The 25,240-nt window shown below is 42.2% G+C and carries 26 protein-coding genes; 7 read left to right on the top strand and 19 right to left on the bottom strand.

Features of this window, described 5'->3' with window-relative positions:
* Positions 1–11: 11 nt before the first annotated feature.
* From FFONT_RS03135 to FFONT_RS03060, 16 genes are all read right to left on the bottom strand, one after another.
* The gene (locus FFONT_RS03135; protein WP_014557776.1) at positions 12–1,775 is read right to left on the bottom strand and encodes a hypothetical protein; all 1,764 of its coding nucleotides are present in this window, start codon (positions 1,773–1,775) and stop codon (positions 12–14) included.
* 14 nt (positions 1,776–1,789) lie between these two features.
* Positions 1,790–2,836, bottom strand: coding sequence for a glycosyltransferase family 2 protein (locus tag FFONT_RS03130; RefSeq protein ID WP_158308296.1), 1,047 nt, complete (start codon positions 2,834–2,836; stop codon positions 1,790–1,792).
* Between the two features lie 15 nt (positions 2,837–2,851).
* Positions 2,852–4,039, bottom strand: coding sequence for a glycosyltransferase family 4 protein (locus FFONT_RS03125; RefSeq protein WP_014557774.1), 1,188 nt, complete (start codon positions 4,037–4,039; stop codon positions 2,852–2,854).
* Between the two features lie 122 nt (positions 4,040–4,161).
* Positions 4,162–5,229: a glycosyltransferase family 4 protein gene (locus FFONT_RS03120; RefSeq protein ID WP_014557773.1), complete on the bottom strand. Its 1,068-nt coding sequence runs from the start codon at positions 5,227–5,229 to the stop codon at positions 4,162–4,164.
* A 5-nt stretch (positions 5,230–5,234) separates the two neighbouring features.
* Entirely contained in the window at positions 5,235–5,480 is a 246-nt protein-coding gene (locus FFONT_RS03115) for a hypothetical protein (protein WP_148683582.1), read from the bottom strand.
* Positions 5,477–5,899 carry a class I SAM-dependent methyltransferase gene (locus FFONT_RS03110; RefSeq protein WP_158308295.1) on the bottom strand — a complete coding sequence of 141 codons (423 nt, stop codon included), beginning with the start codon at positions 5,897–5,899 and terminating at the stop codon, positions 5,477–5,479. Before FFONT_RS03110 ends, FFONT_RS03115 begins: the two co-directional genes overlap by 4 nt.
* Positions 5,883–6,392, bottom strand: a complete 510-nt coding sequence (locus FFONT_RS03105) for a glycosyltransferase family 4 protein (RefSeq protein WP_014557770.1) — start codon at positions 6,390–6,392, stop codon at positions 5,883–5,885. The genes FFONT_RS03110 and FFONT_RS03105 overlap by 17 nt, the downstream gene beginning before the upstream one ends.
* Positions 6,393–6,465: 73 nt before the next feature.
* Complete coding sequence (locus tag FFONT_RS03100; protein WP_148683580.1) at positions 6,466–7,479, bottom strand: glycosyltransferase family 4 protein; 1,014 nt, start codon at positions 7,477–7,479, stop codon at positions 6,466–6,468.
* A gap of 221 nt (positions 7,480–7,700) precedes the next feature.
* Positions 7,701–8,804, bottom strand: a complete 1,104-nt coding sequence (locus FFONT_RS03095) for a glycosyltransferase (RefSeq protein WP_014557768.1) — start codon at positions 8,802–8,804, stop codon at positions 7,701–7,703.
* Positions 8,805–8,808: 4 nt separating this feature from the next.
* The gene (locus tag FFONT_RS03090) at positions 8,809–9,780 is read right to left on the bottom strand and encodes an NAD-dependent epimerase/dehydratase family protein (protein WP_014557767.1); all 972 of its coding nucleotides are present in this window, start codon (positions 9,778–9,780) and stop codon (positions 8,809–8,811) included.
* A 2-nt stretch (positions 9,781–9,782) separates the two neighbouring features.
* Entirely contained in the window at positions 9,783–10,823 is a 1,041-nt protein-coding gene (locus FFONT_RS03085; protein ID WP_014557766.1) for an AIR synthase family protein, read from the bottom strand.
* Between the two features lie 63 nt (positions 10,824–10,886).
* Positions 10,887–11,294: a hypothetical protein gene (locus FFONT_RS03080; protein WP_014557765.1), complete on the bottom strand. Its 408-nt coding sequence runs from the start codon at positions 11,292–11,294 to the stop codon at positions 10,887–10,889.
* A 72-nt stretch (positions 11,295–11,366) separates the two neighbouring features.
* Entirely contained in the window at positions 11,367–12,017 is a 651-nt protein-coding gene (locus FFONT_RS03075) for an ABC transporter ATP-binding protein (RefSeq protein ID WP_014557764.1), read from the bottom strand.
* Position 12,018: 1 nt separating this feature from the next.
* A complete protein-coding gene (locus FFONT_RS03070; RefSeq protein ID WP_014557763.1) occupies positions 12,019–13,542 on the bottom strand; it encodes a hypothetical protein in 1,524 nt (507 codons plus the stop codon).
* Positions 13,532–14,674 carry an ABC transporter permease family protein gene (locus FFONT_RS03065; RefSeq protein ID WP_014557762.1) on the bottom strand — a complete coding sequence of 381 codons (1,143 nt, stop codon included), beginning with the start codon at positions 14,672–14,674 and terminating at the stop codon, positions 13,532–13,534. The genes FFONT_RS03070 and FFONT_RS03065 overlap by 11 nt, the downstream gene beginning before the upstream one ends.
* Positions 14,671–15,513, bottom strand: coding sequence for an FtsX-like permease family protein (locus FFONT_RS03060; RefSeq protein ID WP_341871631.1), 843 nt, complete (start codon positions 15,511–15,513; stop codon positions 14,671–14,673). The genes FFONT_RS03065 and FFONT_RS03060 overlap by 4 nt, the downstream gene beginning before the upstream one ends.
* 109 nt (positions 15,514–15,622) lie before the next feature.
* Here FFONT_RS03060 and FFONT_RS03055 point away from each other — a divergent pair, with 109 nt between their 5' ends.
* From FFONT_RS03055 to FFONT_RS03035, 5 genes are all read left to right on the top strand, one after another.
* The gene (locus tag FFONT_RS03055; protein ID WP_014557759.1) at positions 15,623–16,981 is read left to right on the top strand and encodes a ParA family protein; all 1,359 of its coding nucleotides are present in this window, start codon (positions 15,623–15,625) and stop codon (positions 16,979–16,981) included.
* A complete protein-coding gene (locus FFONT_RS03050; RefSeq protein WP_014557758.1) occupies positions 16,978–18,483 on the top strand; it encodes a glycosyltransferase family 2 protein in 1,506 nt (501 codons plus the stop codon). The genes FFONT_RS03055 and FFONT_RS03050 overlap by 4 nt, the downstream gene beginning before the upstream one ends.
* Before the next feature lie 65 nt (positions 18,484–18,548).
* Positions 18,549–19,751 carry a dipeptidase gene (locus FFONT_RS03045; RefSeq protein WP_014557757.1) on the top strand — a complete coding sequence of 401 codons (1,203 nt, stop codon included), beginning with the start codon at positions 18,549–18,551 and terminating at the stop codon, positions 19,749–19,751.
* A 488-nt stretch (positions 19,752–20,239) separates the two neighbouring features.
* Entirely contained in the window at positions 20,240–20,710 is a 471-nt protein-coding gene (locus tag FFONT_RS03040; RefSeq protein WP_148683577.1) for a PaaI family thioesterase, read from the top strand.
* A 72-nt stretch (positions 20,711–20,782) separates the two neighbouring features.
* Positions 20,783–21,223, top strand: coding sequence for a NifB/NifX family molybdenum-iron cluster-binding protein (locus FFONT_RS03035; protein WP_014557755.1), 441 nt, complete (start codon positions 20,783–20,785; stop codon positions 21,221–21,223).
* On the opposite strand, the gene rimI is transcribed toward FFONT_RS03035, so the two are convergent.
* From rimI to FFONT_RS03020, 3 genes are all read right to left on the bottom strand, one after another.
* Complete coding sequence (rimI, locus tag FFONT_RS03030) at positions 21,218–21,673, bottom strand: ribosomal protein S18-alanine N-acetyltransferase (protein WP_014557754.1); 456 nt, start codon at positions 21,671–21,673, stop codon at positions 21,218–21,220. The genes FFONT_RS03035 and rimI overlap by 6 nt on opposite strands.
* 12 nt (positions 21,674–21,685) lie before the next feature.
* Positions 21,686–22,441, bottom strand: coding sequence for a DUF1614 domain-containing protein (locus FFONT_RS03025; protein ID WP_148683576.1), 756 nt, complete (start codon positions 22,439–22,441; stop codon positions 21,686–21,688).
* 101 nt (positions 22,442–22,542) lie between these two features.
* Complete coding sequence (locus FFONT_RS03020; protein ID WP_014557752.1) at positions 22,543–24,327, bottom strand: phosphoenolpyruvate carboxykinase (ATP); 1,785 nt, start codon at positions 24,325–24,327, stop codon at positions 22,543–22,545.
* 215 nt (positions 24,328–24,542) lie between these two features.
* Here FFONT_RS03020 and FFONT_RS03015 point away from each other — a divergent pair, with 215 nt between their 5' ends.
* Together FFONT_RS03015 and FFONT_RS03010 are read left to right on the top strand one after the other, a co-directional pair.
* Positions 24,543–24,956, top strand: coding sequence for a DsrE/DsrF/DrsH-like family protein (locus FFONT_RS03015; RefSeq protein ID WP_014557751.1), 414 nt, complete (start codon positions 24,543–24,545; stop codon positions 24,954–24,956).
* A gap of 45 nt (positions 24,957–25,001) precedes the next feature.
* The gene (locus tag FFONT_RS03010) at positions 25,002–25,238 is read left to right on the top strand and encodes a sulfurtransferase TusA family protein (RefSeq protein ID WP_014557750.1); all 237 of its coding nucleotides are present in this window, start codon (positions 25,002–25,004) and stop codon (positions 25,236–25,238) included.
* The last annotated feature ends 2 nt before the right edge of the window (positions 25,239–25,240 follow it).

Here is a 25,240-nt window from a genome sequence, read left to right as displayed (position 1 = left end):
TTATAACGTTACTAATACGGTAGCACCACCGCATATTTCTGGCATAATAAAGCATATTTCTGTTCATATAAATCTATATTAAAGATACCATTACTATAAATAATATTATTATAAGGTAACTTACATGAATACTTATTAATTGTATTAAATCCGTCATACATTAATGGAAGAGTCAGATATAATTGAATATAACCCGCATTATACTCTACATACAATATTTTATAATCGTAATTATTTGTAAGAAGATAATATAACTGATTTAACTGTATAATAGCATTATCTGGATTATTGGGATCATTTCTGATATCAATGATTGATCTAACAAATGTACGATTCGCTAATCCAAATGATGAGAACATAGTCATAAAGATTATCAAAAATACTATAATGATTTTAATTTCTCTATGTTTATCAATATTGATATGTCTATCTTTTAAAAGCAAAACAAAACCAAGAGGCATTAATGCTGAGTATGGAATAAGAGAAAAGAATACCTCGAAATCAATATTAAAATATGCCGAAATATTTACAATGTAAGCCATTGCTGCAACTGCGCCTGTTAATATATAAGATGTATATATACCTGCGAATATAGAATGATCTATATCACCATGAGTATCTTTTAATAAGTTATACATTAGATAAATAGATATTATACCAAGCATAGTAAACAATAGGAATAAATCTATTGAGCCAGATAAATTAAGAATCTTATCAATAATGTTAATATCTGAATAGGCTATTGTATGAAGTGGAGGTCTTTGAAACTTAAATCCAATCTCTAATGCTTTTAATAATGCATCAAGCAAGTATTTAACATAGTCATGATATCCTACTAGATAGAGTGAGCCAAAATATAAAATCCTAATCATTGATAGAGATATTACTATTATAAAGGTGTGGATAAGTATTCTTAATTTCCCTGATCTATTGCCACTCACGGATTGATTAGATAGTAAAAGGTAGATTATTGATATAGTGAATATCATAATTAATGCTATGGTATCTCTTAATGAATTTAATATAATTCCTAACGTTAATAGAAGGATAATTAATAAATTAGTTTCATTAATAATGTATCTTTTATTCTTTATATTAATCATGCTTAGAAGTATTAAAAGAAGAAGAGGTTTTCCTATTGAAAATTCGGAAAAGAAAAATCCAGGTCCATTAAATATAAGCAATGTTATTGATAGTATTAGCATAAAGTTATATATATAAGATTTACTATTGGTTATAAATAATTTATAACTATTAAATATAGCTAGAAATATCGATATCCATAGAGTTAATTGCATCATACCAAAACTAATTATATATGAAGAAGCAACATTTAGACCTGTGAATTTACTCAATAACCATACTATTATGAATTCTGATGGGAACAAATAATGTGGATCTATAATTTTTAATTGACCACTATCTAACATGAGAATGGCTGCTGGTGTTCTCATTGTAGGAAGAATTTGATAATCGTTCTGAAGTAAATAATATGCTCCGGATGAAAAAATATGCGTAATATATTCAGCATTAAGCGCTAGTGCAATAGATAAAACTAAGTATAACATATCATATTTTGATAAATTTGCCTTGAAGAAGATTTTTACATTAAGGATCGCTAATGAAACAAACTGAATTATCAACAATAATCTTTGTACGAACAATGCGATATTATAATTATTAGTCACTGTTCCACTTATAGTTGTATAATCATATATGATAAGTATTACTATTAAAATAATAATATTATACATTAACAGTTTCTTATTATTCATACTTATCAATTAGGCTAAATCAAGGATAACATTCTTAAGAATCTATTAATTGACTGCAGGAATGCGTATAAAACTATATAATGCAGAGTTCTATAATCGAATAAGCCTTTTAATTCGAAAATAATCTTAATAATTAATGAACTAATGATCGAACTAGTGAACATAATACTTAATAGTCCTGAACAATATGAAAATTGAGTATGCCAGCTGATTGTAATTACTGAGAGAGCAATAATCATTATCATAGTCATATACGTTATCATGTCTAAAATATATGAAAATTTAATTAAGATAGGAAGGCTCTTAAAGTATCTTTTGAATCCATATTTCACGTAAGGAGTATAATAACTACGTATTATTTTTAATATTTTTATAAGGTATTTCTTTTTAGATCTAGTTGTCGTCACATATAAGCTTTGCGGGGATTTAATATGATGTGCCGTAATAAAGCCAAGCATGTGTATTTCGAGACCTTGCTTTAATAGTCGAGCTCCTAATTCAATATCTTCATCAGATGAGTGAGGTGGACCCATAGTTTCATCATACATATTTTTCATTAATATCTCGGTTGATGCTAAAAAAGCTTCACAGGCACCCAAATTCTTACGATGTATCTTACCTTGTGCGATAACCTTAAATATAAAAGGAGCCGTATCTATTAGTGGTTTAACGCCTACAACTTTTTTAGTTTTTCGTTCACTTATCAAGTATTGTAGCATTGTCTCTAACGCATTACTTGGCAGCACTATATCACTGTCTAGTATTAGCACATACGGACACCGTGCCTCTCTAATTCCGTCATTACGTGCCCTTGATATTCCGTAATTTTTATCATGAACTATTAACAAATTACGTTTAAAGTATATCGCATTGTTAGAAAGAAAGTCATTAATTATACTAAGAGTCTTATCAGTACTACCTCCGTCAACTATTATTAACTCTATATGGTTTAGATCTAATCCTAATGTATAAATACTGTTAAGAACTGCTGATATTGTATCCTCATCATTATAAGTTGTTAAAACAATACTGACACACGTTGATGCCTCTTTTTCACACATAGTGATCATTAACTACTATTCTGATAGGATCGTATTAAATATCTCGATTAAAGAACTCTCTATTTTCTTCTCATCAAATTTTCTAAGAAGTTCACTCCTTATCTTGATACCAATATCCATGACTTGGTGAGGAGACATGGACGAGATATACTCGATCTTATCCAGTAAGCTGGAGATATCATATGGTTTCACGGAAAAGGATTCAGCATGAGTTCCTTCAATAATCTCACTTATGCCACCAACTTTAAACGCTATGGGTATTGCTGTTGCTAATCCTGCGTCAAGAACAGCGTAACCAAAGGTCTCTTCCACGATCGAGAGAGATAATGCGGCCCAGCTCCTCATGTAAATTTTAATAACTTCCTCATGAGAAAGTCTTCTCGGATAGTGAAGGATGTTTTTTTCCTTATTTTTTATATTTGCAGGAATGGTAGAGCCGAAGGTTATGAATCTTGTGTTATCTGACGATCTTAAAAGTACCTTGAGAAATATATGATATCCCTTAATTATATCTGAGATATTGTACGCAATTGTTGGCTTATGTTCCTTACTTATCTCATTAGTGTTAATCATCAGTGAATCTTTTGGCGGCGGATTATAGATGACTGCTATCTTATTCTTTAGCTTTGGTGCTAACTCACTTATTATCTTTGCGTGCCTGTTGGAAACACATAATACTTTATCTGCTTGTTCTAACCAGGTTCGAGCTATTCTAGGCATTATATACGATGATAATCCCGCTAATAATAGGTTAACCAGACCTCTTCTATGCTCTAGCCAAATATTGAATTTCCAAATACTGTTTTTATTCTCTTCATATGGTGCCGGAATTAATGACGTATAACTTACAGGTATATAACCATGTAAATGTACAATAACTTTTTTACCCATTCTTTTTGCCAATGATATTACTGGGAAAGAGAAACCTGGTATGTAAACAATATCCGTATTCTTAATTAGTTTTTTAAACCATGATTCGTTTGCTAGTAACGTAGTCTTGATCCAAAGTTCGTGTTTGCTGTGTGATATGAGTAATGGTGTATTGAACATTCTTACGCCATTTAGCGATTTATGTAGCTTGCTACCTGTAATTACAGTTACCTTAAAGTGCCTTGAAAGCATATCAGTTATAAGATATGTTGCTAATTCAGCTCCACCTCCCTCCGGCCACCATTTTTCAGAAATTATAAGGATGTTAGTCATGAATCCTTTATACTAACAAATAATGAGGCTTAATAGATTGATAGGTAAGGCTGCGAAGGAGAACACTTAGCCTCTCTAGGCTTGTTGACGGTACAATTACGGAAGCCTTCATAACCAATTTCTTAACCTTCCTTAATTAGCCTTTCAGAGATTTCAATATACCTCTTAGCTATGTTGATGTAGTCAAATTGCTTAACGAATTCAATGCCATTTGTTGATAATCTAATCCACAGCTCTTTATCGACCAGCAATCTTTCAAGTACCGCGGCGTAGTCCTTAGGGTTAAGGCTCCTCACCCTCACCCCATTGTATCCATCTATAACGACCTCCTCAGGTACTGCATCTGAAACCACTACAGGCGTACCACAGGCCATGGCTTCCATGGCTGTGAATGAGAATGTTTCATTGCTTGATGGTAATATTAGTGCCTTAGCACCGCATAAAATCCTCATCTTCTCCCTCTCCTCAGCATTAAAGTGCAATTCAATGGAGTTATCACCCTTGGCTAGTTCCTCTACCTGCTTTGAATATGGTCCTATTACGGCTAAGTTAACGTCATATCCCTTCCTTCTAAGTATATCAATAGTTTTTATGCTAATTTCAGGATTCTTCACGGATCTAGTGCCTATGTGTACTATAGTATTGCTCCGCTGCCGATAATCTAATGGATTATAGAGACTTAGCTTCATTGGTAATGGTATTATAGCTTCACAGTTAACTATACTAGCATACTCTTGTCTACTCTTGCTAGAAACGCAGATTACCATGTCATAGGTTGCATAAAGTGCCTTGATTACCATGTGTTGAATTTTTGAAATAGAAATAGGTCCATGAGCAATCGCAATCTTTGGTCTAGAGCTTAAAGGAATAACACCATTAACTATAGCAATATCTACCTCCTCTTTCTTGAGAAGCTTAGCTCCTTTAATTAACCAGTCGAATGTTATTCTACTCCAAGGATCCCCATGTGTTGGCTTATCCATTAGTGTCATTACCTCTATCTCCTCATCTAATGCATGTATATCCTTAATCCACTTACTTAATTCATCCCTATCAACGTTATAGAAGCCCCAGCTAATCACTACAACATCATGGCCAAGCTTCCTGAACGCCTCCCCAAGCCAGGCTATAAACCTGTTGACACCGTCAATGTGCGTTATGTATTCACGGCGTATTAATGCAATCTTCATACCAGTCACTTCATAGGTTTTGCCGCAATAGCTAATATTTCGGCTAGGCCTGGAGATATAGCTGATGCCACCTTATCAATTACGTGAAGTAAGCTATTGTGAGGGTATGATGTACCCTTTACACCCACTACATTGAATCCATGTAGTCTTAATAATTCTTTTAACGCCCTGAGAGTATATAGCCTTAAGTGGCCGCTTAACGGCTCATTAGTGCTCCTGAGCAGTTTACCAACATTGTACTTGGTGCTCACTTCGCTCCAATAAGGCTGGACCCTAATAGGAGGATGAACCTATTAACCCACCAGGCCAGGTTAGGTGTTGTCAATATGAATATACCGTCTGGCTTAAGTATCCTGTATGCTTCCTCTAATGCATTGTCTGGATTAACTAGGTGCTCTATTACCTCCTCCATTATGACTGCGTCAAAGTAATTGTCTGGAAAGGAAAGCTTATCAGTATTGAGATCAGCCTTAACGGTAATTATCCCTTTTTCACTGGCTTTATTAAGAGCCTCATAATTGATATCGCATCCATACAATGCCCTAACTCTAACATGCTTAGCAACTTCAGATAAAATTGACCCATCACCAAATCCAAGTTCAATGATGCTATCTATCCTTCCCCCATACATGTTTAACAGATCCACAGAGTCTTTAACCCTTGGATGCATTAAATACTTCACCATATATTTTCAATAGCATATCCACCACATTGCTCCAAGTAATCACTCCGCTCTTTCCGATCTCACCAAGTTTTTCACCTAGCCCCCTATCTTGAATAAGTATTTTTATTGCTTCGGCTAGGGCTTTAGGGTCTCTGGGTGGTACCACGAGTCCATTAATCATGTGCTTTACCCTGTATGGTATTTCGCCTGTAGCTGAGGCTATTACTGGTTTTTCCCTGGCCCATGCCTCCGTTATTGCCAGTGAATATGCTTCTACATAGTTACTTAAACTGGGTAGGGTTAGGGCTATTGATGCGTCAATGGCCCCAATCTTAGTATCTTCATCAACGAATCCTGTGAATAAGACTTTATTGCTAATGCCGAGCTTATCGGCTAGTTCCCTATACAGCCTTTGGTCACCTGGTCCAACGATAACTGCTCTTAAGTTAAGTTCTTCCCTGGTAGCTAATATTGTGAAGTATATCGCCCCAATGTCCATAACACAATAAGAAATTCCCCGAAGTTGTAATAAACGTAATAATTTTATCTGAACGTATCATCGTAAAAACCCATCAATAAATACTTAGATATTTTCTTAAAACGTTGTTCCATGTTTCTACTAAACCTTTTTCCACAACGACTAAACCTTCAACCATTTCACTACCGTTAACATCTAGGTTTTCTGCTATATTTCTCGAAATAATAGCTGGTACTCCCATTGCTAGAGCTTCTGCTATGAATATACTGAAAGCTTCTCTTTCACTGGGGTTTATGACATATCTAGCTTTCGAAAGTAAATCCAAATATTGGGCTCTTGGTAAGAAATTTTTAAAAGCTACCGCATTTGGGTAAGTTCTTTCTGCTTTAGCCTCGAGCCTCTTCTTATAGGGACCATTGCCGATGAGTAGGAGTTTTAATCCCAGCTGCCTAGCCACTTCTATCGCTTTCTCCAGATTTTTGTACTTTTCTATCCTCCCTGCATAAATCATATAATCGCTATCTTTCCCAATCCATTTATATTCCAATACATCTTCTTCAATACCGTTTGGTATCACGACCAGCTTTTCATTCGCCTTAGGGTAATGATTTAGTATTCTAGAAGCTTCAGGTTTACTGACTGCGTGAACCATACTTGATATCTCCACAAGCTTAGACATACGCCTTCTCCACAAAAACCATAAAGCGTTCCTAGTAAAAGAATGACCGCCCCCATGATAGTGGGGAGTAAAGACTAGTCTGATATCAGGTTTTAGCTTTTTCACGGCTAAACCTGTATAGACGGAGAAAATGCTATGTGCACTGTGAACATGAACGACATCAAGATAATTGAGCACATCTCTCAGCTGTTTATCCAATTTGCTATGCATTTTAGGTATATGATACGCTCCGCTTGGGCTCCAGACAGGCCATCTAATAACGTTGACTTCATTAACAACCTCCTCATAAGGTTTCTCAGAATCAGGCTTTCCCGCTAGTATAATAACGTCATGACCCATCCTAGCTAATCTTTCAGCTATGCTCTTGACTACGTACTCTACACCACCTATATGTGGATAATAGCTGGGTGACACGAATAATATTCTCAATAATAACACTATAAACTAGTCAATTTATGAGAATACCGAGATAATAATTGGCATGTGCTAAGCGGATTATCCATATATCCTCTGGTTTTTCTTACAGTTGCTTCAGCTTCAAACGCGATTGAAAGTCTTTACGAGACGATTGGGAAGCTATACGTTTCGACACAAACCTTAGTCTTATTGAAACTATTCTCATTTAGCATTCTGTTATAACATTCGATATTCTACTTTTCCTGCTTCTCCCAGACAATTTCCCTGCTCCAGAGATTCTTAATTGCTGCAATTACTAGGTAAAGTTGCATCGATATCCAAGTCCTGTATGGCTTGTACATGAGCAGAGCTATGCCTAAAGCTAAGAATATCAAGGAAATGAGAGAGCCCATTATGGCCGATGCTGAAAGCAGAACTGCTCCACCCAAGAGTATCCATGGATTCATCAAGTGAAGGTATTCCTCCACCTTCAATATTCTATCGAAATTCTTAGGAGCCTTCACTTTTAGCTTCATCGCTTTCATGAAGTGCTGCACAAGGTGCTGAGCCCTCCTTATCCTCCAGGAATTGTAACCTCTCTTGGGCACCAATTCTTTACACAGAACATCCTCAGGTATTATGGCTCTGTATCCCATTGCTGCTATTTTCGTCGCCGTGTGGCTGTCATCTGAGCCTATATCTACTGGAAACTCTCCAACCTCCTCCAAAAGGTCTTTTCTGAAGGATGCGAGCTCTCCATGGAATATTGGAGTGGAGTAGGCTTTGCTCTCGGCTACCCTTAGGACATTGTAGTACCCCCTGTAGCCCAGTTCTATGCTTGGAGCTTCCGATCCCTCTGGATCCTTCAAGCATGAAACCGCTCCAACTGAAGGATCGGAGAACCACTCGGCAGCTCTTCCCAGAGAATCCCTCGTTCCCCAGAAAGAATCTGCATCCGTGATTACGACTATTTCTCCTGTAGAGTGCTTGAGAGCCTCATTGAGAGAATGAGCCTTCCCTCTTCTAGAATCTTCCCCAATTATCTTCAGGTTTATTTCCCCATGCTCTTCCTTCCACTTCTCAGCTATCTCCAAGGTGCCATCGGAGGATGCGGAGTCTATGAGGATAACCTCCAGCCTATCTCTAGGATACTCTTGGGCGTAGATGTCATCGAGCTTCTTCTCTATGAGTTTCGCTTCGTTGTATGTCGGAACAATTACAGTGATCTTGGGCTTAAAGCCCTCCTCCCTCTTCATGTCCCAGGGCTTTCCGAAATACTTCTTCTTCATATAAACATAATAGGAGAGGGGCGTCCCGAAGTGGATTAAGGCCAATCCTAGTCCTATATATTCCAGCATCTCTCTAGAGCTCCATTCTCTCGAGAAGATCCTTCGTAGCCTTCCTCACAGCTTCCCTGGAATTCATCTTCGGCTTCCAATTGGTTTTCCCCATTATCTTTGAAACGTCTAGCTGCATGACCTTGACGTCTCCTATCCAACCTCTCCCATCATGAGTTGCGCTCTTGAAGACGTGTTCCACCTTCCCCAAGCCCATTTCCTCCTCGATTATGTATGCGATATCGTCGACTCCGATTGCATCGAGGGACCCCACATTGAATGCCTCGCTCATTTCCTGCGAGCTTTCCATGTGCTCCATAACTTTCAGTGTAGCTTCAATAGCATCGTCTATATAGATGTAGCTTTTCCTCTGCTTTCCATCTCCAAGGATTTCGAGCCTCTCTGGATCCCTCTTCAGCTTCGCTATGAAGTCAAATATCACTCCGTGGTTGCTCCTCTTCCCAACAACATTCGCGAACCTGAGCATCGCGCTCTTCACTCCATAAATCCTAGAATATGTTGATACAAGCACCTCTCCCATCAGCTTAGAAGCTCCATAGATCGAGATCGGCTCCTTGGGCTCATAATCCTCTGGAGTTGGGATTACCCTAGCTTCTCCATAAACGGTACTAGAGGAAGCATAGATGAAGATCTCGGCTCCATTAGCTCTGGAAGCCTCCAGGACGTTGAAGGTAGCTTGTACGTTTGCTCTGTAGTGCACTTCTGGGTTTGTTGTGCTGACCCTGACCTCTGGGTTCGCTGCGAAGTGGAAAACGGCCTCTATGCCTTTCAGCTCGTCTATCCATTTTCCAGGCTCGGAGAGATCTGCTTTGATGAACTTGAATTTCTTCTCCCCAAACCATCTCTCTAAGTTCTCTGTCTTCCCGCTGCTCAGGTCGTCTATTACTAAGACTTCCTCTCCTCTCTCTATTAGCCTATCAACGAGATGGCTTCCTATGAAGCCCGCTCCTCCTGTAACCAAAATCCTAGAATTCATTCCTAGAGATCGCTCTTCGAAACCTCCTTTCTGTAGGATTCCCAAAGATTATCGAGCTCGTCCTCAATGTATATATCCCCGATCCTCTCAATTCCTCCATTTTTTCTGTGCAGCAGAAGATAATCTCCTGAGAACTCCTTTACTCTCCCTACCACAGAACCTTTTATTCCAATTGATCTCAGGAGCTCAACAGCCTCTCTCCCCCTTCCGCTAGGTACGGAAGCAATGAGGACTCCCGAGCTTATGAGCTTTAGGGGATCTATTCCCAAGGCTTTTGACATTGAAGCGGTCTCCTCAGCAACTGGGATTCTATCCTCGAAGAGCTCAATGGTTTTCCTAGAGGCATAAGCCATCTCCGCTACTCCCTCGAGAACCCCTCCGTTCGTTGCATCGTGCATCGAGTTAGCTAATCCTCTCCTCGAGAGCGCTAGGGCTTCCTTGACAACGCTCACCATCTTCAGGAATTCTCTTCCCCTTTCCAGAACTTCTTCCTTTATACCTTTCTTCAGAAGGACATCCTTGAAGTCCGTGACGAGAATCGCTGTCCCCTCAATGCCTGCAGTTTTCGTCATAACAATTTCATCTCCCTCTCTAGCACCAGAGGTCGTTACGATCTTTTCCCTCTCCCCTATTCCAATAGCCGTCATAGATACTATGGGCCTCGTCAGCTTAGGAGCGAATACTGTGTGCCCTCCTACGATCATCACTCCTACTTCCTTTGCGGCTTCATCTATCTGGGAAGTTATCCTGTCCAGAAGATCAATGCTCGAACTCTCGGGAAGGAGGATGTCCGAGAGAAGCCACCTCGGCTCAACTCCCCTAACCGCTATGTCGTTGCTTACTATGTTCACAGAGAGCCAACCTATCGATTCGATTGCGCCTACTATTGGATCGACGTGGGAGACTAGGACCCTCCCATCTCCCAAATCGATTATAGAAGCGTCCTCTCCTATTTTCGGACCCATTATAACCTGGGGATCTTCCCTTCCAACTCTATTCAGAACATACTTCATCATAACTTCGTGAGGGAGCTTTATCACCATTTTCCTCTCCAATTGTCTAGAGCATAATGTATGAATTTAAGCTTTATTGAACATTCCCGTTCTCTACCCAGGGACATATCCTAGAGATGGAGCATTCAGGTGGGATATTCCCAAAGCCAAAATGATATCTTTCTCCCTCTCCACTTCCTTCTTGCCTATCCCGAATATCATTTCCTTGAACTTGAGGATAATTCCATGAATTAGGGCCTTCCCCCTTAAAGTTAGCGATTCAATCTCTATAAGGGAAGACCTAATGACTTCAGAAATTAGCTTTGAAGTGAAGGATCTCTTCCTCCTCGCGAGGATCAGGAAAATCCTCCTCTCATCGGGGAGGAGCCTCCAAACATTGTACCTTATAGCCTTCCTTATGTACTTCTCTACATCCGCGCCCGTTATTCTCTCAGACAGCAGTATCTCTGAAAGAAGACTCTTAGCTTTTTCTATCGCCTTTCCGTCCTCGAGCGCGGACATAGATAATATGCACCTTTTTTATCTTATAAAAAGAAATAGTATAAAAGGTTTTCTTATTTAGCTTCAAAAAGTTCACAACTCCCTCAGAGATCCCTTCTCCAGGATCATCTCCCTCCACCCGCTTCTTTTGGGAAGATTCAGCTCAGTTGTTGACACGATTATTCCCATTTTAAAAGATGAGGAAAGCTCTTCGAGCAGTCTGTAGAATGAGGATGAAGCTATATCATCTAAAAAGCTCGTAGGCTCATCCGCGATCAAAATCTTTGGGCTTGAAACTAGAGCTCTAGCTATCGCGACCCTCTGCCTCTGTCCCCCTGAGAGCTCTCTCGGAAGCCTCTCTTCAAATCCTCTTATTCCTAGAACTTCTAAAGCTTCCCTCGCTCTATCCTCTCCGTTTTCTATTCCTCTAACTTCAAGCGCGAGCTGTACGTTCTCTAGCACAGTCAAGTTCTCTATGAGCTCCAGGAACTGAGGGATGTACGAGATCTTTCCCCTCAGCTCCTCCCTCTCGCCCTCGCTGATGCTCCACGCGCTCTTCCCAAGAACTTCAACCTCACCCACATTTGGCTTCTGGAGCAGAGACATTATCCTGAGCAGCGTGCTCTTCCCAGATCCGCTCCTTCCCCTAATCCTCATGAGCTCCCCCTCATCAGCGCTCAAGCTGACTCCGTTCAGCACGATCCTGTCCCCGTACCAGGCTTCAATTTCTTTAAGCCTCAACACCCTACCCAACAAAAAGCACCTCCTCTCTGTTGCTGTATACTATGCTATTCATATGGCAGAGAGCGGAGAAGGAGATTTTTTCAAGAACCATTACATATCCCGTGTTCAGGAGCATCCCCTCCCTGTCCATGTAGCTTGAGTAGAGAATGTTGCCTCTTTCAATACTCCCATTCCAAAGAGATGAGCTGAGGTTGCCGTATGAGCTGAGCAAATACTCCTGCTTGATGTCGCTCATTATGCTCTCTCCAATCCTGTAGTGATCCTGGAGGAAGCTCTCAGCCTCGAACTCATCCTCATGATATATCCAGTGCCATCCGGGAGATATAAACACTCCTGCCTGAACGAGGAGGTATACTAAGAGCATTATCAGAGAGAAGGAGAGAGCCGAAGCTCTCCTGATCCTGAGTCCCTTTCCCCTTATTGAGAGCATGGTGGCGAGTGGGAATATAAGGAACGTCGCAGATCTCTCAAGGATGTCCACCTTCATTGGGATGTCCTCGGAAAGAGCGAAGAGCATCAAAGAGAGAACGGAGAAGAAGGGGATCCAGAAATCGTTGAGATCTCCTCCCTCTGCGGTCAGAATCGCGGAGGAGAGGAGGAGCGCGAATGCTGTAGCTAACAAGTAGGTGCTCGGGGGCAACTGCTCCAATCCAAACGCTTTGTAGAATGAGAGAGAGACCATGGAGAGGATGAGAATTGAAAAGAGCGATGCGATCTTCACCTCTCTCATCCTCCTCTCGATGTATGGAGATGAGAGAGAGAAGAGAGATGCAGTTAAGAAAAGAGAGGAGAATAGGGAAATGGCTAGCCAGGGAGTCGCTAGAGAGAGGGTGCTGTACCTCCCTAGGAGAAAGAACTGGATCGATGAGGGAAGGATGATCTCAAGCGAAGAGAGGATGTGGAAGCCTATTTTCGGAGTCCCGAAGCTTATAGACTTGAAGAGGTCCGAGATCAGGAAGAAAACAGCGATGAGAACAGCTATTAAAGTGGTGAAATGATGCGTAAATGCTAGGGAAAAAGATGTCAGCACTAATAGGATCCCAGTTCTCAGGGAGCTCTCCCTTCTGAAGAGGAGGTATAGAAATAGACCGAAGAGCGGGTAGGCGAACCCCTCCTTTATGAGCGATCCCTGCAACATAAGTATTCCAGTAGTGCTCCCTAGTATAGCTGATGTTATCGCAATTGAAGTCCCCCTCCTCAAGCCCATTCCCAGGAGGGAGAACAAGAGGGCAGTTGAGAAGAAAGCATATGCGGGGAGGAGGGAGGAGACCTTGACGATTTCTCCCCCGATTACAATTGAGAGGGAAGATGCAAGTATGCTGGCCCCTGGCCAGAAGTTGTTGTATCCGTCGAACAGATCGGAGAAGAGTGATATAGGGGAGTGTGATGAAAAAACGAGGGCGTTCCTTATCAAGCCGAGTGAGTCCATAGAATATGGAACGCCAGTCCTCAAGTAAGGGAAGAGCCTGAGAAGGGAGAAGAATGAAAGCGAGGCTATTATCAATAGCTTTTCGCTAGATCTCATTTAAAATGACCTCCGCTCTTCTTAGAGAGATCGCTATGTAAATAGAGAATACTGCAATTGTGTATATCATTGCATCGATCCATGAAAGAGATGGCGGGATCCTGTGTTCAAGCACGTACGCATAAATTATGCCCATTTTCTCCATTAACAAATAAGATGCGATCGACAGTATTAGAGATGATGAAAAAGCGATAGATTTCTCGACCGCCACGCTCTTTAGGACATCCCTTTTTCTCATCCCCATATCCCTCAAAGCCTTTATTGCGCTCGAGGATGATGATATTGAAGCCCCTGAGAGAGAAAAGGCTAGGATCGATGAGAGAGCTACTGATACGGATAGAGATGCTATCAGAGTGACCCTCTCAGCCTCCTCTATATTTTTCGAGATCCTTGTTGAGTAGCCTGATAGCGTCGATGATACTGAGAACCTTGAAGCCAGGGAAAGGAGCCAAGAGGGGACGGAGATCCCCTCCCTCTCCTGAGAGCTGTTCCCTATTTCTCCTATCGCGTTCATAACTTCAGGAGATTGCGAGCAAACCCTTATGTAGGAGAGCATTTCATCATTTATCCCCCTTAAGTATCTCGCATCATCTATGCTTATCAGCACCTCATCGGAGACAGCACTACCGGAGATGATTCCCACTACGAAAAACGTCAAGCTCCTATTGCTCATCGCGCTCAGCGCTGTGAATTGATCCCCGACCTTCAATTTAAAGCCTTCTGCAACCCTCTCTCCCACTAGTGCGCCTCCATTCGATAAATTCAGACCTCCTTCTATTACTTTCAAATCCGTACACTTCACGAATCTCCCCACCTCTATCCCCCTAGCTAAAACGGCTTTTCCATCTATCAGAATTGGTACAGAAACCTCCGGGCTAATCCCTTGACCTCCTGTTACGTTTAAAAGATAAGTGTAGAGGGATGAGGGAACTAAGCCTGTATATACAAGTGTGCTTGAAGAGCTGTACAACAGCTCCCCTCCACCTCCAGCTTCAGCTATGTAGAATGGAGCATAAGCTACTGATGAGGTTATCGATATGAGAGAGTATGAGAAAATCAGGATGAAGAAGAGGGAGAGCACTTCAATAGCGAAGCCCCTCATTCCGAAGCTCTTTAAGACCAGCCTCTTCACTCTCCCCCACCGCCCTGTTCTGTAGCATTTTTCATGCACATTCTGAACTCAGCCCATGAAATAGAGAAAGATGGAACAAAGACGGAGAGGGCGCTTACAGAAAGGAGAGATAGCGCATGATCGAGCGTTATATATGGCTGGAGTATTGAGAGGTTGAAGAGTGATGAAGAAGCATAGGCTACAAGCTTCATGGAAAATATTCCTATGGAAAGAGCCATGAACGAGGAGAGAAGTGAGAGGATCAGAGAATAGAGGATCGAGGACAGGAGAAAGTGCCTCCTCCTTATGCCCATAGAAATGAGGGCTTTAATTTCACCCTCCGCCCTCTCTCTGTTCTTAAGCATGAGGAGGGCTGTTGTCAGTGATGAGAGGATAAGGGAGAAGGAGATCCACAAAATGCTTATTCCAAATGCTTCCTTAAGAGCTGAGTTTAGCAGAACCTGCATGGGGGATAATTGCTGGGAGAAGGAGTTGCAGGATCTCGAATAGAGGACCGCGAGGGAGGAGTTTGAGCCGGTATATCCCAAAACTCTGTACCCATCTCCATTTATTTCCACCGTAGAGTTTACTGGAAATTCCTCCCTCATGTAATCGGGAAGCAAGATCCCCTCATTTCCTCCCCCTGAGCATATTACAGAGAGGTAATACCCTTCTCCAAGTTTTGCTCCAAACGGCATCTGGTAGCTGTACTGCTGTGCTTGGTAGAGGGAGAATATGGAGCTCATCGAGTCGTATAGAGATGCGAAGGGAAAAGATATAGATAGCGCGATGGATGCAATTATGAATATCTCCACGCCCCTCCATGCGGATGAGATAGCTTTAATCGAGAGGTAGGGCATATTCAAAGCTTTCTTCCTCCTTAAATGAAAACCCACCATTTTTTCATTAATTAATAAATTTTTAAATATAAATTTTCATAATATATGATCATGACAGAAAGTGATCATTATGAGAATCGATATCTTGAGGGCGAAGGGAGGGGTTGGAGGATCTTCGATAAGCCTTTCGCTCTCAAAGTACTTCGCAATGATCGGGAAGAGGGTCCTCCTCGTCGATAGAGATGCTATAAGCACGGCTTCATCGTATTTGGGGCTGAGCGGGCTAGGATTGATACAACTCATCAAGAAGGGGGAAGGATACGAGAAGGCTTTGGCAAAAGTTCAATTTGGAAGGGGGAGCATAACTGCTCTCAAGTTATTCAGCGACGGAATACCTATAGAGTATGAGAGGGACGACCTTATTAAAAACAAGGAGAGGATCTCTGAAGCCTACGGGAAGATACTTGAAAATGGGAGCTTTGATATTGTCATTGTAGATACAATGGCGGCGACAACTCCTCTGGAGGTTGTGACGGGGTGGGAATATGCTACTTTTCATCAGCATTCCAGCGAGAAAAGCACTTATATAATGATTAGCGATCCATCGAAGGCATCGATTGAAGGTTCCATTAGGTACTTCAAAGTGCTGAAGGAGAATGGGCATATAAGTGAAAGGATCGATGCGGCTGTTCTTAACAAGGTGGACTTCTCAAGGATCAGCCAAAGCGAATTTCTCTCAACGCTTCTCGAATTCATGGACTCCATGGGATCCGAGATAGGAGTTGCAATACCCTACTATCCTATCTACCAAGTTGAGCAGGTTGACTTCGAGAAGATAGGCGTTCCCACGCAGGTTATGGAATTGGGGAACTACCTCATCAGGAAGCCGAGGGGGAGAGAGATCATATTCCCCTCTCCCCTCGACCCTATAAAGAGGATCGTGTTCTCAAGCTCCTCAGCTTTAATAAAAGCGGATTATAATGGAGCTCAAGAAGTAATAAGAGCTGCATCGAGGGTCCTTAGGGAGAGCTACTCGAACTCGAAAGGATTTCTGTTCACATCCCTCAGCATATATCCATTCATTGGAATCACGGTTTTCAAATCTGTATATTCATACCTTTCTGAGAGGACAAAGCTCAAGAGCCTCGACGATGGGATAAGATTGGCCAAGAAGCTTGCTGGAGAGATAACGGAGGAGATGAGGAAGCAGAGCTTCGAGAAGGGCTTAATTTTCTTCTTCCCATCCGAAGACATAGAGCCGTCAAGCGACTGTTGCGACAGATCTCTGCTCTCAAAGACATTTTGGAACGAGCTATTAACGCAACTGATGAGCAACTTTGAGAACATCTCTATCGCTGTAATATGCGATCCGCAAAAAGCTAATTGCCTGGCGGTAGAGGGGCACGTCGACCTCGTTGTTAAGGCTAGAGCTGAGGATGGAGAGATCAGGTATATCTTAGAGTACAGCAGGGTTCCGTGGACCTTATGAAGGCTTTGAATATCCTTTTCTTCCTTTCTCCCTTTTTAATCGCCCTCATCTTCACAATCTTTACAATGACCTCAATTTACCTAGCCTGGCTCACATACTTTATATGGCTCGCGATGGTCGTCGGGGCTTACGTGGCTGCGAACTACACCTCCACATATATAAGATCTAAAAAGTATTCTTTAAAGCATGTAGGAGAAGTGAAAAATCTCAGGATCGCGGCCTTTGTAACATCTTATAACGAGGATCCTAAGATAGTTGAGGAGACCCTTCTCTCCGTGAAATCCGCACTGAGAGGGAGGGGAGAAGTCTTCCTTCTTGATGACTCGACTAAGAAGGAGATTGCCGAGGAGCTCAAAAATTTCTGCGAGAAGAACGGGATAACCTACGTTCATAGGGAAAATAGAAAGGGCTTCAAAGCTGGGGCTATAAACAATGCATTAAAGCTTTATGGAGATAAGTACGACCTCGTCTCAATATTCGACGCCGATCAGAGGCCGAGGAGCGATTATTTCGACCACATAATCCCATACTTCTCAGACCCAAAAGTCGGATTCGTCCAGATCCCCCAGAGGTACACTGAAACACGGTCAAAAATAGCGCATGGGGCGAAGTTCCAGCAGGAGCCTTTCCTAAGAGTAATAATGAAGGGGAGGAACATCGTTTCCGCATTCTCATTAGGCTCAGGCACAACTTTCAGGATTGATGCTGTGAGGGATGTGGGATACTTTGATGAAAGCGCAATTACTGAAGACGCGGAGATCTCTGTGAGAATGCATGGGAGGGGGTGGAAGTCTATTTATCATGATGAGCAGCTCATTTGGTACGGGGAGCCTCCCCTCGATGCGGCTTCCTACATACAGCAGCAGAACAGGTGGGCGTTTGGGAACTTCAAGATAACTGGAAAGATACTGAGGAGCGACCTGAGCTTTATCGCTTTCTTCGACTACATCTCGGGGTTCTTCTATTGGTTGAAGGAGGGGATACTCACCCTCTTCGAGCTCATAGCCCCAGTCGTTTTCCTCTTATTCAAGCAGGGGTTCATCGCGATGAACCCATATGCCTACATTTTGGCTTATATACCTTACATGATAATAACCTTCCTCATATTTGCATTCTCCATCAGAGGTACAAGCTATGGTGTGAGGGGATTCTTGGTTCACCAGGCTAATGAATATTTAGCATTCTTCGGCATAACCATGGCATTCATCTCATTTTTGCTTGGAAGGAAGATCCCGTTCAAGGTCACCCCTAAGGGAAAGGGGATGAGGAGCTTTAAAGCCATAATACCGCACATAATAATCTTCATCCTCCTCATAGCTTCTGTAGTAAATGGTTCGTATTGGCTCTTGACTTCAAGCCTCCCAACTGAGAGGGGCGCTATAGCGGTAAACCTCTTCTGGGCGCTGTGGCACATAATATTTCTCTCTCTCACAATATACTTTTCTCTCTCTGGCTTGAAGGAGGAAAATGAGGGAAAGTACTTCGAGGAAGCTTTGCAGTAAGAGAAATTTTTTATAAAAAAATTTTATATTTAAACAGCTCATATTTTAAATTAAGGTGCAAAACTTTGGGAAAGAACAAAGTCTACAGAGGGTACAAGTCTTGGAGCTTTTTGGAGGAGGGGAAGGATTACAGGAAGTTCAGGCTAGCGAAGGAGATAGGAAGGGTTCCATCGAAAGCTATCCCGCTCTCGAAGGCGGAGGAGGAGAGGTTCGAGTCATTCCTCGAGAATAACATAGTAGTCTCAGTACACGATCACTCATTAGTTTATCCTGAAGATCCTGGAGAGTTTATGGAGTACGCGAGGACTGGTAGGCCTTTCATAGGTTATGAAGGCCTCTCAGCTTCAGGGCTCGATGCGGTCTTTGAGAACATGATGGATGGGGAAACATATACTTATTCTCCAGATTCCTGGAGCTGGGAGAACCAGGTCTTTCAGATAGGGATGATCCAAAGCGATGTGGATCACCAAGATATGGTCTTTATTGGAAGGAGGGTTGAGGACATTGAAAGGGCTCATAATGAGGGGAAGATAGCAATGATACTCTCTCTGGAATCAGCTCCTTCTATAGGAGATGATATCGCTAAGATAGACGCTCTTTATGGGCTAGGAGTGAGGGTTATGGGGGTTGTCTATGGAAATAACAACGAGTTCGGGAGCGGGCTTACGAGCAAGAAGGACAACGGGCTCACAGATCTCGGATATGGGCTCATTGAAAGGTGCAACAAGCTTGGGATCCTTATAGATGTAAGTCACGCTGGAGATAGGACTGGAATGGAGGCTGTAGAAGCATCTAAGTACCCGGTGGTTGTTACACATGCAGGCGCTAGGGCTCTCTGGCCTACTAGGAGAATGAAGCCTGATGAGCTCATACATGCAATAGCTGAAAAGGGGGGATTTTTCGGTATTGAAGCCGCTCCTCACAGTACATTGACGAAGAACCACCCAGTTCACAGTATAGAAAGTGTTATGGAGCACTTCCAATATGTGGAGAAGCTTGTGGGAATAGATCATGTCGCATTTGGTCCGGATACGCTTTTCGGTGATCATGTAGCATATCACAAGATATTCGGAGGTGCATCAGCGCTCAAGGCTCTTTATGATCTCGCACCAAACTTCAAGTCAGTGGAATATGTAGATGGGCTCGAAAATCCCTCAGAATTCTCAAACATAATTAGGTGGATGATAAAGAACGGATACTCCGATGAGGAGATTTCCAAGGCTGTTGGAGGCAACGTGATCAGAGTTCTAAAGAGCACATGGATCTGACCTCCCCTCTCCTCTCAGGAAAAAGCTTCCTTCATGTAGTTCATGGGTTCTTTACCCTTTAAAATCGCCCAGGACTGCTACAGAGAGGCTATCGCGATCGCCAGGGTCTGGCTTAGGAACCAGAGGAGAGGGAGGATATCAGGTGTAAAAACGTTTAGAATGTGGCTAACCCATGGACATGGATACAATCGCTATTCTAAACATTGAGAGGAGGGCTTTATCCATTGTCTAGATGGAAAAGGGGATCTCTGATCACCACGACTGCCCTGCAGATGAAAGATGTATTCACGAATAGATGCGTGGAACAGATGAATTCCCTAAGGGGAACCCTCGCTCTTTAGGGCGAATAGGAGGTCAGACTTATCAGTAGAGTTCGTGGTCGGAAAATCTTCAAAATTTTTTATTCTACATTGAAATGCGAGTATCTCAATTGCAAGTTTCGAAACATCTTTTAACCTTCTTTCTCAATTTTTTATCAGGTGCTTTTGATGAGCAAGAAGATATACTCTGAGATCTATAAAAAAGCGCAGGAGCTCATGTCAAAAGGTTACAAGATTGAGGACGCGATAGATGAGGCGATGAGGGAGCTGAATCCTGTATACAAGATAACCAACTTGAAGCTTTTGAGCGTTGAAAGGGGGAGAGCGAAGGCCTTGTTCATCTACTCTCCAATGCTAACAAATCCTGACGGCTCTATTCACGGTGGGATAATCGCCACTCTTATAGATCAAGTCGGAGCAATTGCGGCTTGGAGCACACACATGAGCGAGCAACAGGTCACAATGGAGCTGAAGATAAACTATCTATTGCCCATGCTTGAGTCCGGATCTCCATTTACGGTTGAGGGGAGCGTTGTTCATGCAGGAAAGAGGAGCATAGTAACTTTGGTCACAATAAAGAGCTCTAAGGATGAAACCGTAGCCATAGCTACTGGAACTTGGTACAAGCTTAGCGATTGAGAATTAAATAAGTTTAAAGATTTATTAGTTCTCGAGTGTTTAATTCTTTTCAAAATGATAAGGTGAAACGAAATGCAACACAAGCATGATCACGAGGTTCATGAGCACGACCCTGAAACTATAAAATACATTATGCAAAAGGTAAAGGAGATGCCTGTTTTCGAAAAGAATGAAGGGGAGAAGAGAGTCATACTTGCAACTGCTGATGACAGAGGCATGGAGAGCACATACGATCCGTTCTTAAATCACTCAAATTTCTTAGCAGTATTAGACTTCAGTGGAGATGAAGTCAAAAGCGTGAGATTTGTTAGGAACGAGATCTCTAACTTAAGGGGAGGGGTAGGAATAGGAATAGCTAAGTGGATAGTTGACAACAGGGCTGATGCCATCGTGGCTGGAAGGATAGGATATCATGTTCAGGAAGCTATGGATAAAATGAAGATAAAGATAATCGAGTGCTACAACCCGCTTCAATTGAAGGATCTTGTAAAGATCATAAAGAAAATGCTATAAAGTCTTCTTCATAATAAATGCGGCGCTTCCGTCTGGGTAGTAGTTCTTCACTCTCTTGATTTTTTTGTACCCCATTGAGGTGTAGAGCCTTATCGCAACTTCATTGTTTTCAGAGACCTCAAGAACAACCTCCTTCACATCGAGATTCCTCATCTTATTTTCCTCCTCTTCAAGCAACTTCCTCCCTATCCCCCTCCCTCTGTACTCCTGCCTCACGGCGATGGATGCTATATGCCCCCTGTCCTCCTTCTCCATAAAACCTGCAATGTAGCCAACTATCCTCTCTTCATGCCTTGCAATCAAAAAGAGCTCTGGGAATAGGGTTAAGAATGAGACGAGAACGCTTATAGAGTAAGGATACCTAGGGAATGAGGAGAGCTCTATCTCATAAACCTCCTTCAGATCACGCATTGATGCGCTCTCTATAGAGAATGAGATCTCCGCGGTCAAAGCAATGCACCTTTATGTGAATATGTATGCGAATATTGCCGCTATTATTCCGGAAAGGAACACACCGTCAAATGTTCCAGCCCCCCCAATGCTCAAGAATACGGGCCCCAATTGATGAGTGAACTTTGAAAAGTCCTTACTGAGCCTGAGGACATCAGCGCCAATCAGGCTCCCCAGGACCCCTCCCACATATGCGACAGGAAATATGTAGTTGGTCCCGCATATTGCTAGTGCGCTTATTCCCGAGACGAGGGGAGGTATCAGAGAGGGAGTAGCAATTCCCACATTTGGTACCGTCCTTGAGATGAGAAATGTAATGATTGAGGTTATTGCTATGACTATTAATGCGTCTATGAAATATAGAGAAGACATACAATAGAGCCTTGCAAGGAGAAGAGCGCTGAAGGTTATCGGTATAACTGCACCTCCAATATTTATCGCTATCACGATTTCCCTCCTCTGGTAGACTGGATAGTATACAGGAAAAGGTATCCCCATGAAGTAAACATATCTAGACTCAATCGTATAGAAAAACCCTTCGAGCCTTATCCTCCTTATAACGATGTTCATAAAGCTAAATACAAAGCTTAGCATAGGCATTGAAAGACCGATGAGGATGGAAATTCCCTGAGGCAAACCTATGAAGAAGGAGAGGGATGAGAATACTGAGGGCATTATCAAGAACGCTGGGAAGAATATTACAAAGTACACAACTAGCATTAATGGGTGAAATGGGTTAGAAATTATGATCCTTCCGCTGTTGCTCAAAACCTGCACTCTCCACTTATGTAAAGGAGAATAATTTATCTTTAAAAAAACTACTAAATATTGATTTCTAAAAGCTTTATATTAAAATTTTTGAAAAGTTTTTAGAAGTCCATGGCGTTCATGATCTCGCTGGGAAGCTTTAAGCCAAGCTTCTGGAGGTTGTACTTGCTCTCTTCTATTTGAGCCTTCAGTAGAGCCTTGAACTCATCCATTGATAGGTATGTTGTAGGATCCAGTTGCTTCAGCCTCTCATCTTTTATTCCAGGCACGTGCTTGGGGACAAGTACCTTCTCTCCCCAGACAGGATGAGGCTTGTACTCCACAGCCCCTCTTGTCGCTTGAAGGAGGAAAAACTCCGTCTCCTCTATCGTAGGTCTCTCCCCTCCTATAGGCTTGAGAACTCCATTAACTTCCTGGAGTATGGGCTCGGGAACCATTATCATCTTATCTCCAAGCTTTTTTTCCACCCATCTGTACTTAGCTATGATCCTTCCCGTTGTATTCCACATGAATATTTCAACCTCATTCCCTCTTTCCTTCCACTTCTTAAGGAACTCGTAGAATCTCAATACATGGGCATCATCCCCAATTCCTATTGTAAATTCAGTGTATCTCGGCACGAACCTCACTTTCCCTACTAGCTCCCTTGCCTGCGCTGGATGGCCGACCGTCCTACCATCGGCCAGAGCCTTTGCAGCGAGCTCTATATCATTGAGCTTCACCCATGCATAGTCAGTGAAGTAGCCTGGGCTTAGGAACACTGCCGTGTTGAGAGGTCCGGAGCTGTCGACGCTCCCCTTGAAGAAACCTGTGTCCTCTAAGTAGAGAACGGTCCTCGCATTTCTGTTGGGAGAGCCGAAGTACTGGAAGAGCTTACCTTCAAATGAGGGGTTCCCGTTCTCGTCAAACTCCGTGTTCTCATGGAGAGCTCTGCTGCTGAAAGCGCCGTTCCACATCGCTTCCATATCTGGGGTCAAGTCCTCGGTTTTCGTCCACGCCCCGAGCTCAGAGCCATAGACTCTATCCTCACATATTGCAACGATGTCATCGTTTTTCACCTCCTGATCCTTAACATAATCCAGCGGATTTGTGCCGAAGTTCTTTACATATAGTGGCGCGTTCTTCTCAGTCCACATGTAAAATCCATGCGTGGATTTCCCACTTCCTGTCAGTCCCCAAATCGCCAATACAACCCTCTTCCAACTTTCCTCAACGGTTCTGACGGAGAACTCTCTGAGCGCGGCATGCTCGCCCGTGCATCCCTGCTTATATGCATGGAATATCCAGTGGCATAGAGCTCCCTTCTTTATTTCTCCCTGGTAGGAAGAGAGTGTTATTATTGTGAAATTTTGGAAGGGGAACCTAATTACAGCAAGCAACTTATCGCTTCCGGGAATATTTGGATTTCCTAAGTAGTGAGGGACTACGAATAAAGTTGCATCCACTTTACTCTCCTTGTCTACATCGAAGACGAGCTGCTTCCACCTATATGCCAGATCTGGAAATTGAGTGTCTACATAGACTCTAATGTGCATCCTTACCTTAGAGTTTGGAGACCCATAAGCGCCGTCTACTCTTATCATCGGTCCCTGAGCAAGTATGTGTTCAAGAACCCTGAGCATGAGGAGCTTGTGCTCTTTTTTAAGCTCGCTCTCAGAGTTTATAACCACAGTATTTGCTGCGGACCTGCTCCAAATATTGGATGCCCAGCCTAGGGAACCGTTCTTATACTTCGTTGCATAAAGCTCAGCCCTCTTCCTCACATCTTCAGGATTATCTAAATATGGAACAAGTCCCGCTTTTCTTTTAAGCTCAAAAATCCTGTTAACGCTCTCTAAAAAGCTTTCCGGCGTTATTTCATCAAGCTTTGGAATTATGGAGCTCATTATAAATCATCTCAAATCAATATATGGAAATTTTCTTAAAAATAACCTTTATCTTTTTTGCGAAAAGCAATAATAACATGTCTTGTTTCTTTATTGAGCGAGCTTTATTGGCTTTCTTAAATAATAAAATTTTTTACGAATATTTTGCAAAAAAATATTAATAATTAATTATTTTACCACCGATTTACAAATAAATCATATATAAATCTTAAAAGGTGTTGAAAACGTCAGGGTTAAGCATAATAATTGCAAGAGGTCAGGCAGAAAACTTCATTTCTTTAGGAGTTCTTACCTATACTGCCGCGAATTTAGGAGTACCTGTGAAAGTATTCGTAACTGGTCTAGCTGTTCCGTATTTTACGAAGAACAAGCCGGAGCTGAGACCTTCAAAGGAGTTTGAGGATTATGCGAAGAAGATGTTCGAGGGGATGGAGAAGCTGAAATCTCCTAGCTGGTATGACATGCTGAAGGAGGCCAAGGAAGTCGGTGAAGTTAAGATCTACGGTTGCTCAATGACTGCTGAGGCGCTCGGGGTAAAGAGGGAGGACTGGGATCCTCTGGTAGATGAAATAGTAGGGGCGACGTTCTTCCTCACACAGACAAAGGGGGATACTGTTATATATATTTAATTATATATATTTAATTTTTATTAAAAATAAAAAAGGTGAGAACAAATGGGAGAGAAAAAAGTTGTTGATGCGAGAGGAATGGCCTGTCCAGGCCCAATTTCTAAACTCACAAGAGCATACAGAGAGGCAAAGAATGGAGATATAATAGAGGCCCTCGCGACAGACAAGGGCTTCATAGAAGATGTTAAGGCTTGGTGCCAGAGCACTGGAAATAAGCTTTTGGAGCTTAAAGTTGAAGGAGATGTAATAAGGGCAACAATAGAGGTAGCCGGAAAGAAATAGGG

Source organism: Fervidicoccus fontis Kam940 (genome assembly GCF_000258425.1).
GTDB lineage: Archaea > Thermoproteota > Thermoprotei_A > Sulfolobales > Fervidicoccaceae > Fervidicoccus > Fervidicoccus fontis.
This window is presented reverse-complemented; position numbering and strand designations above follow the sequence as displayed.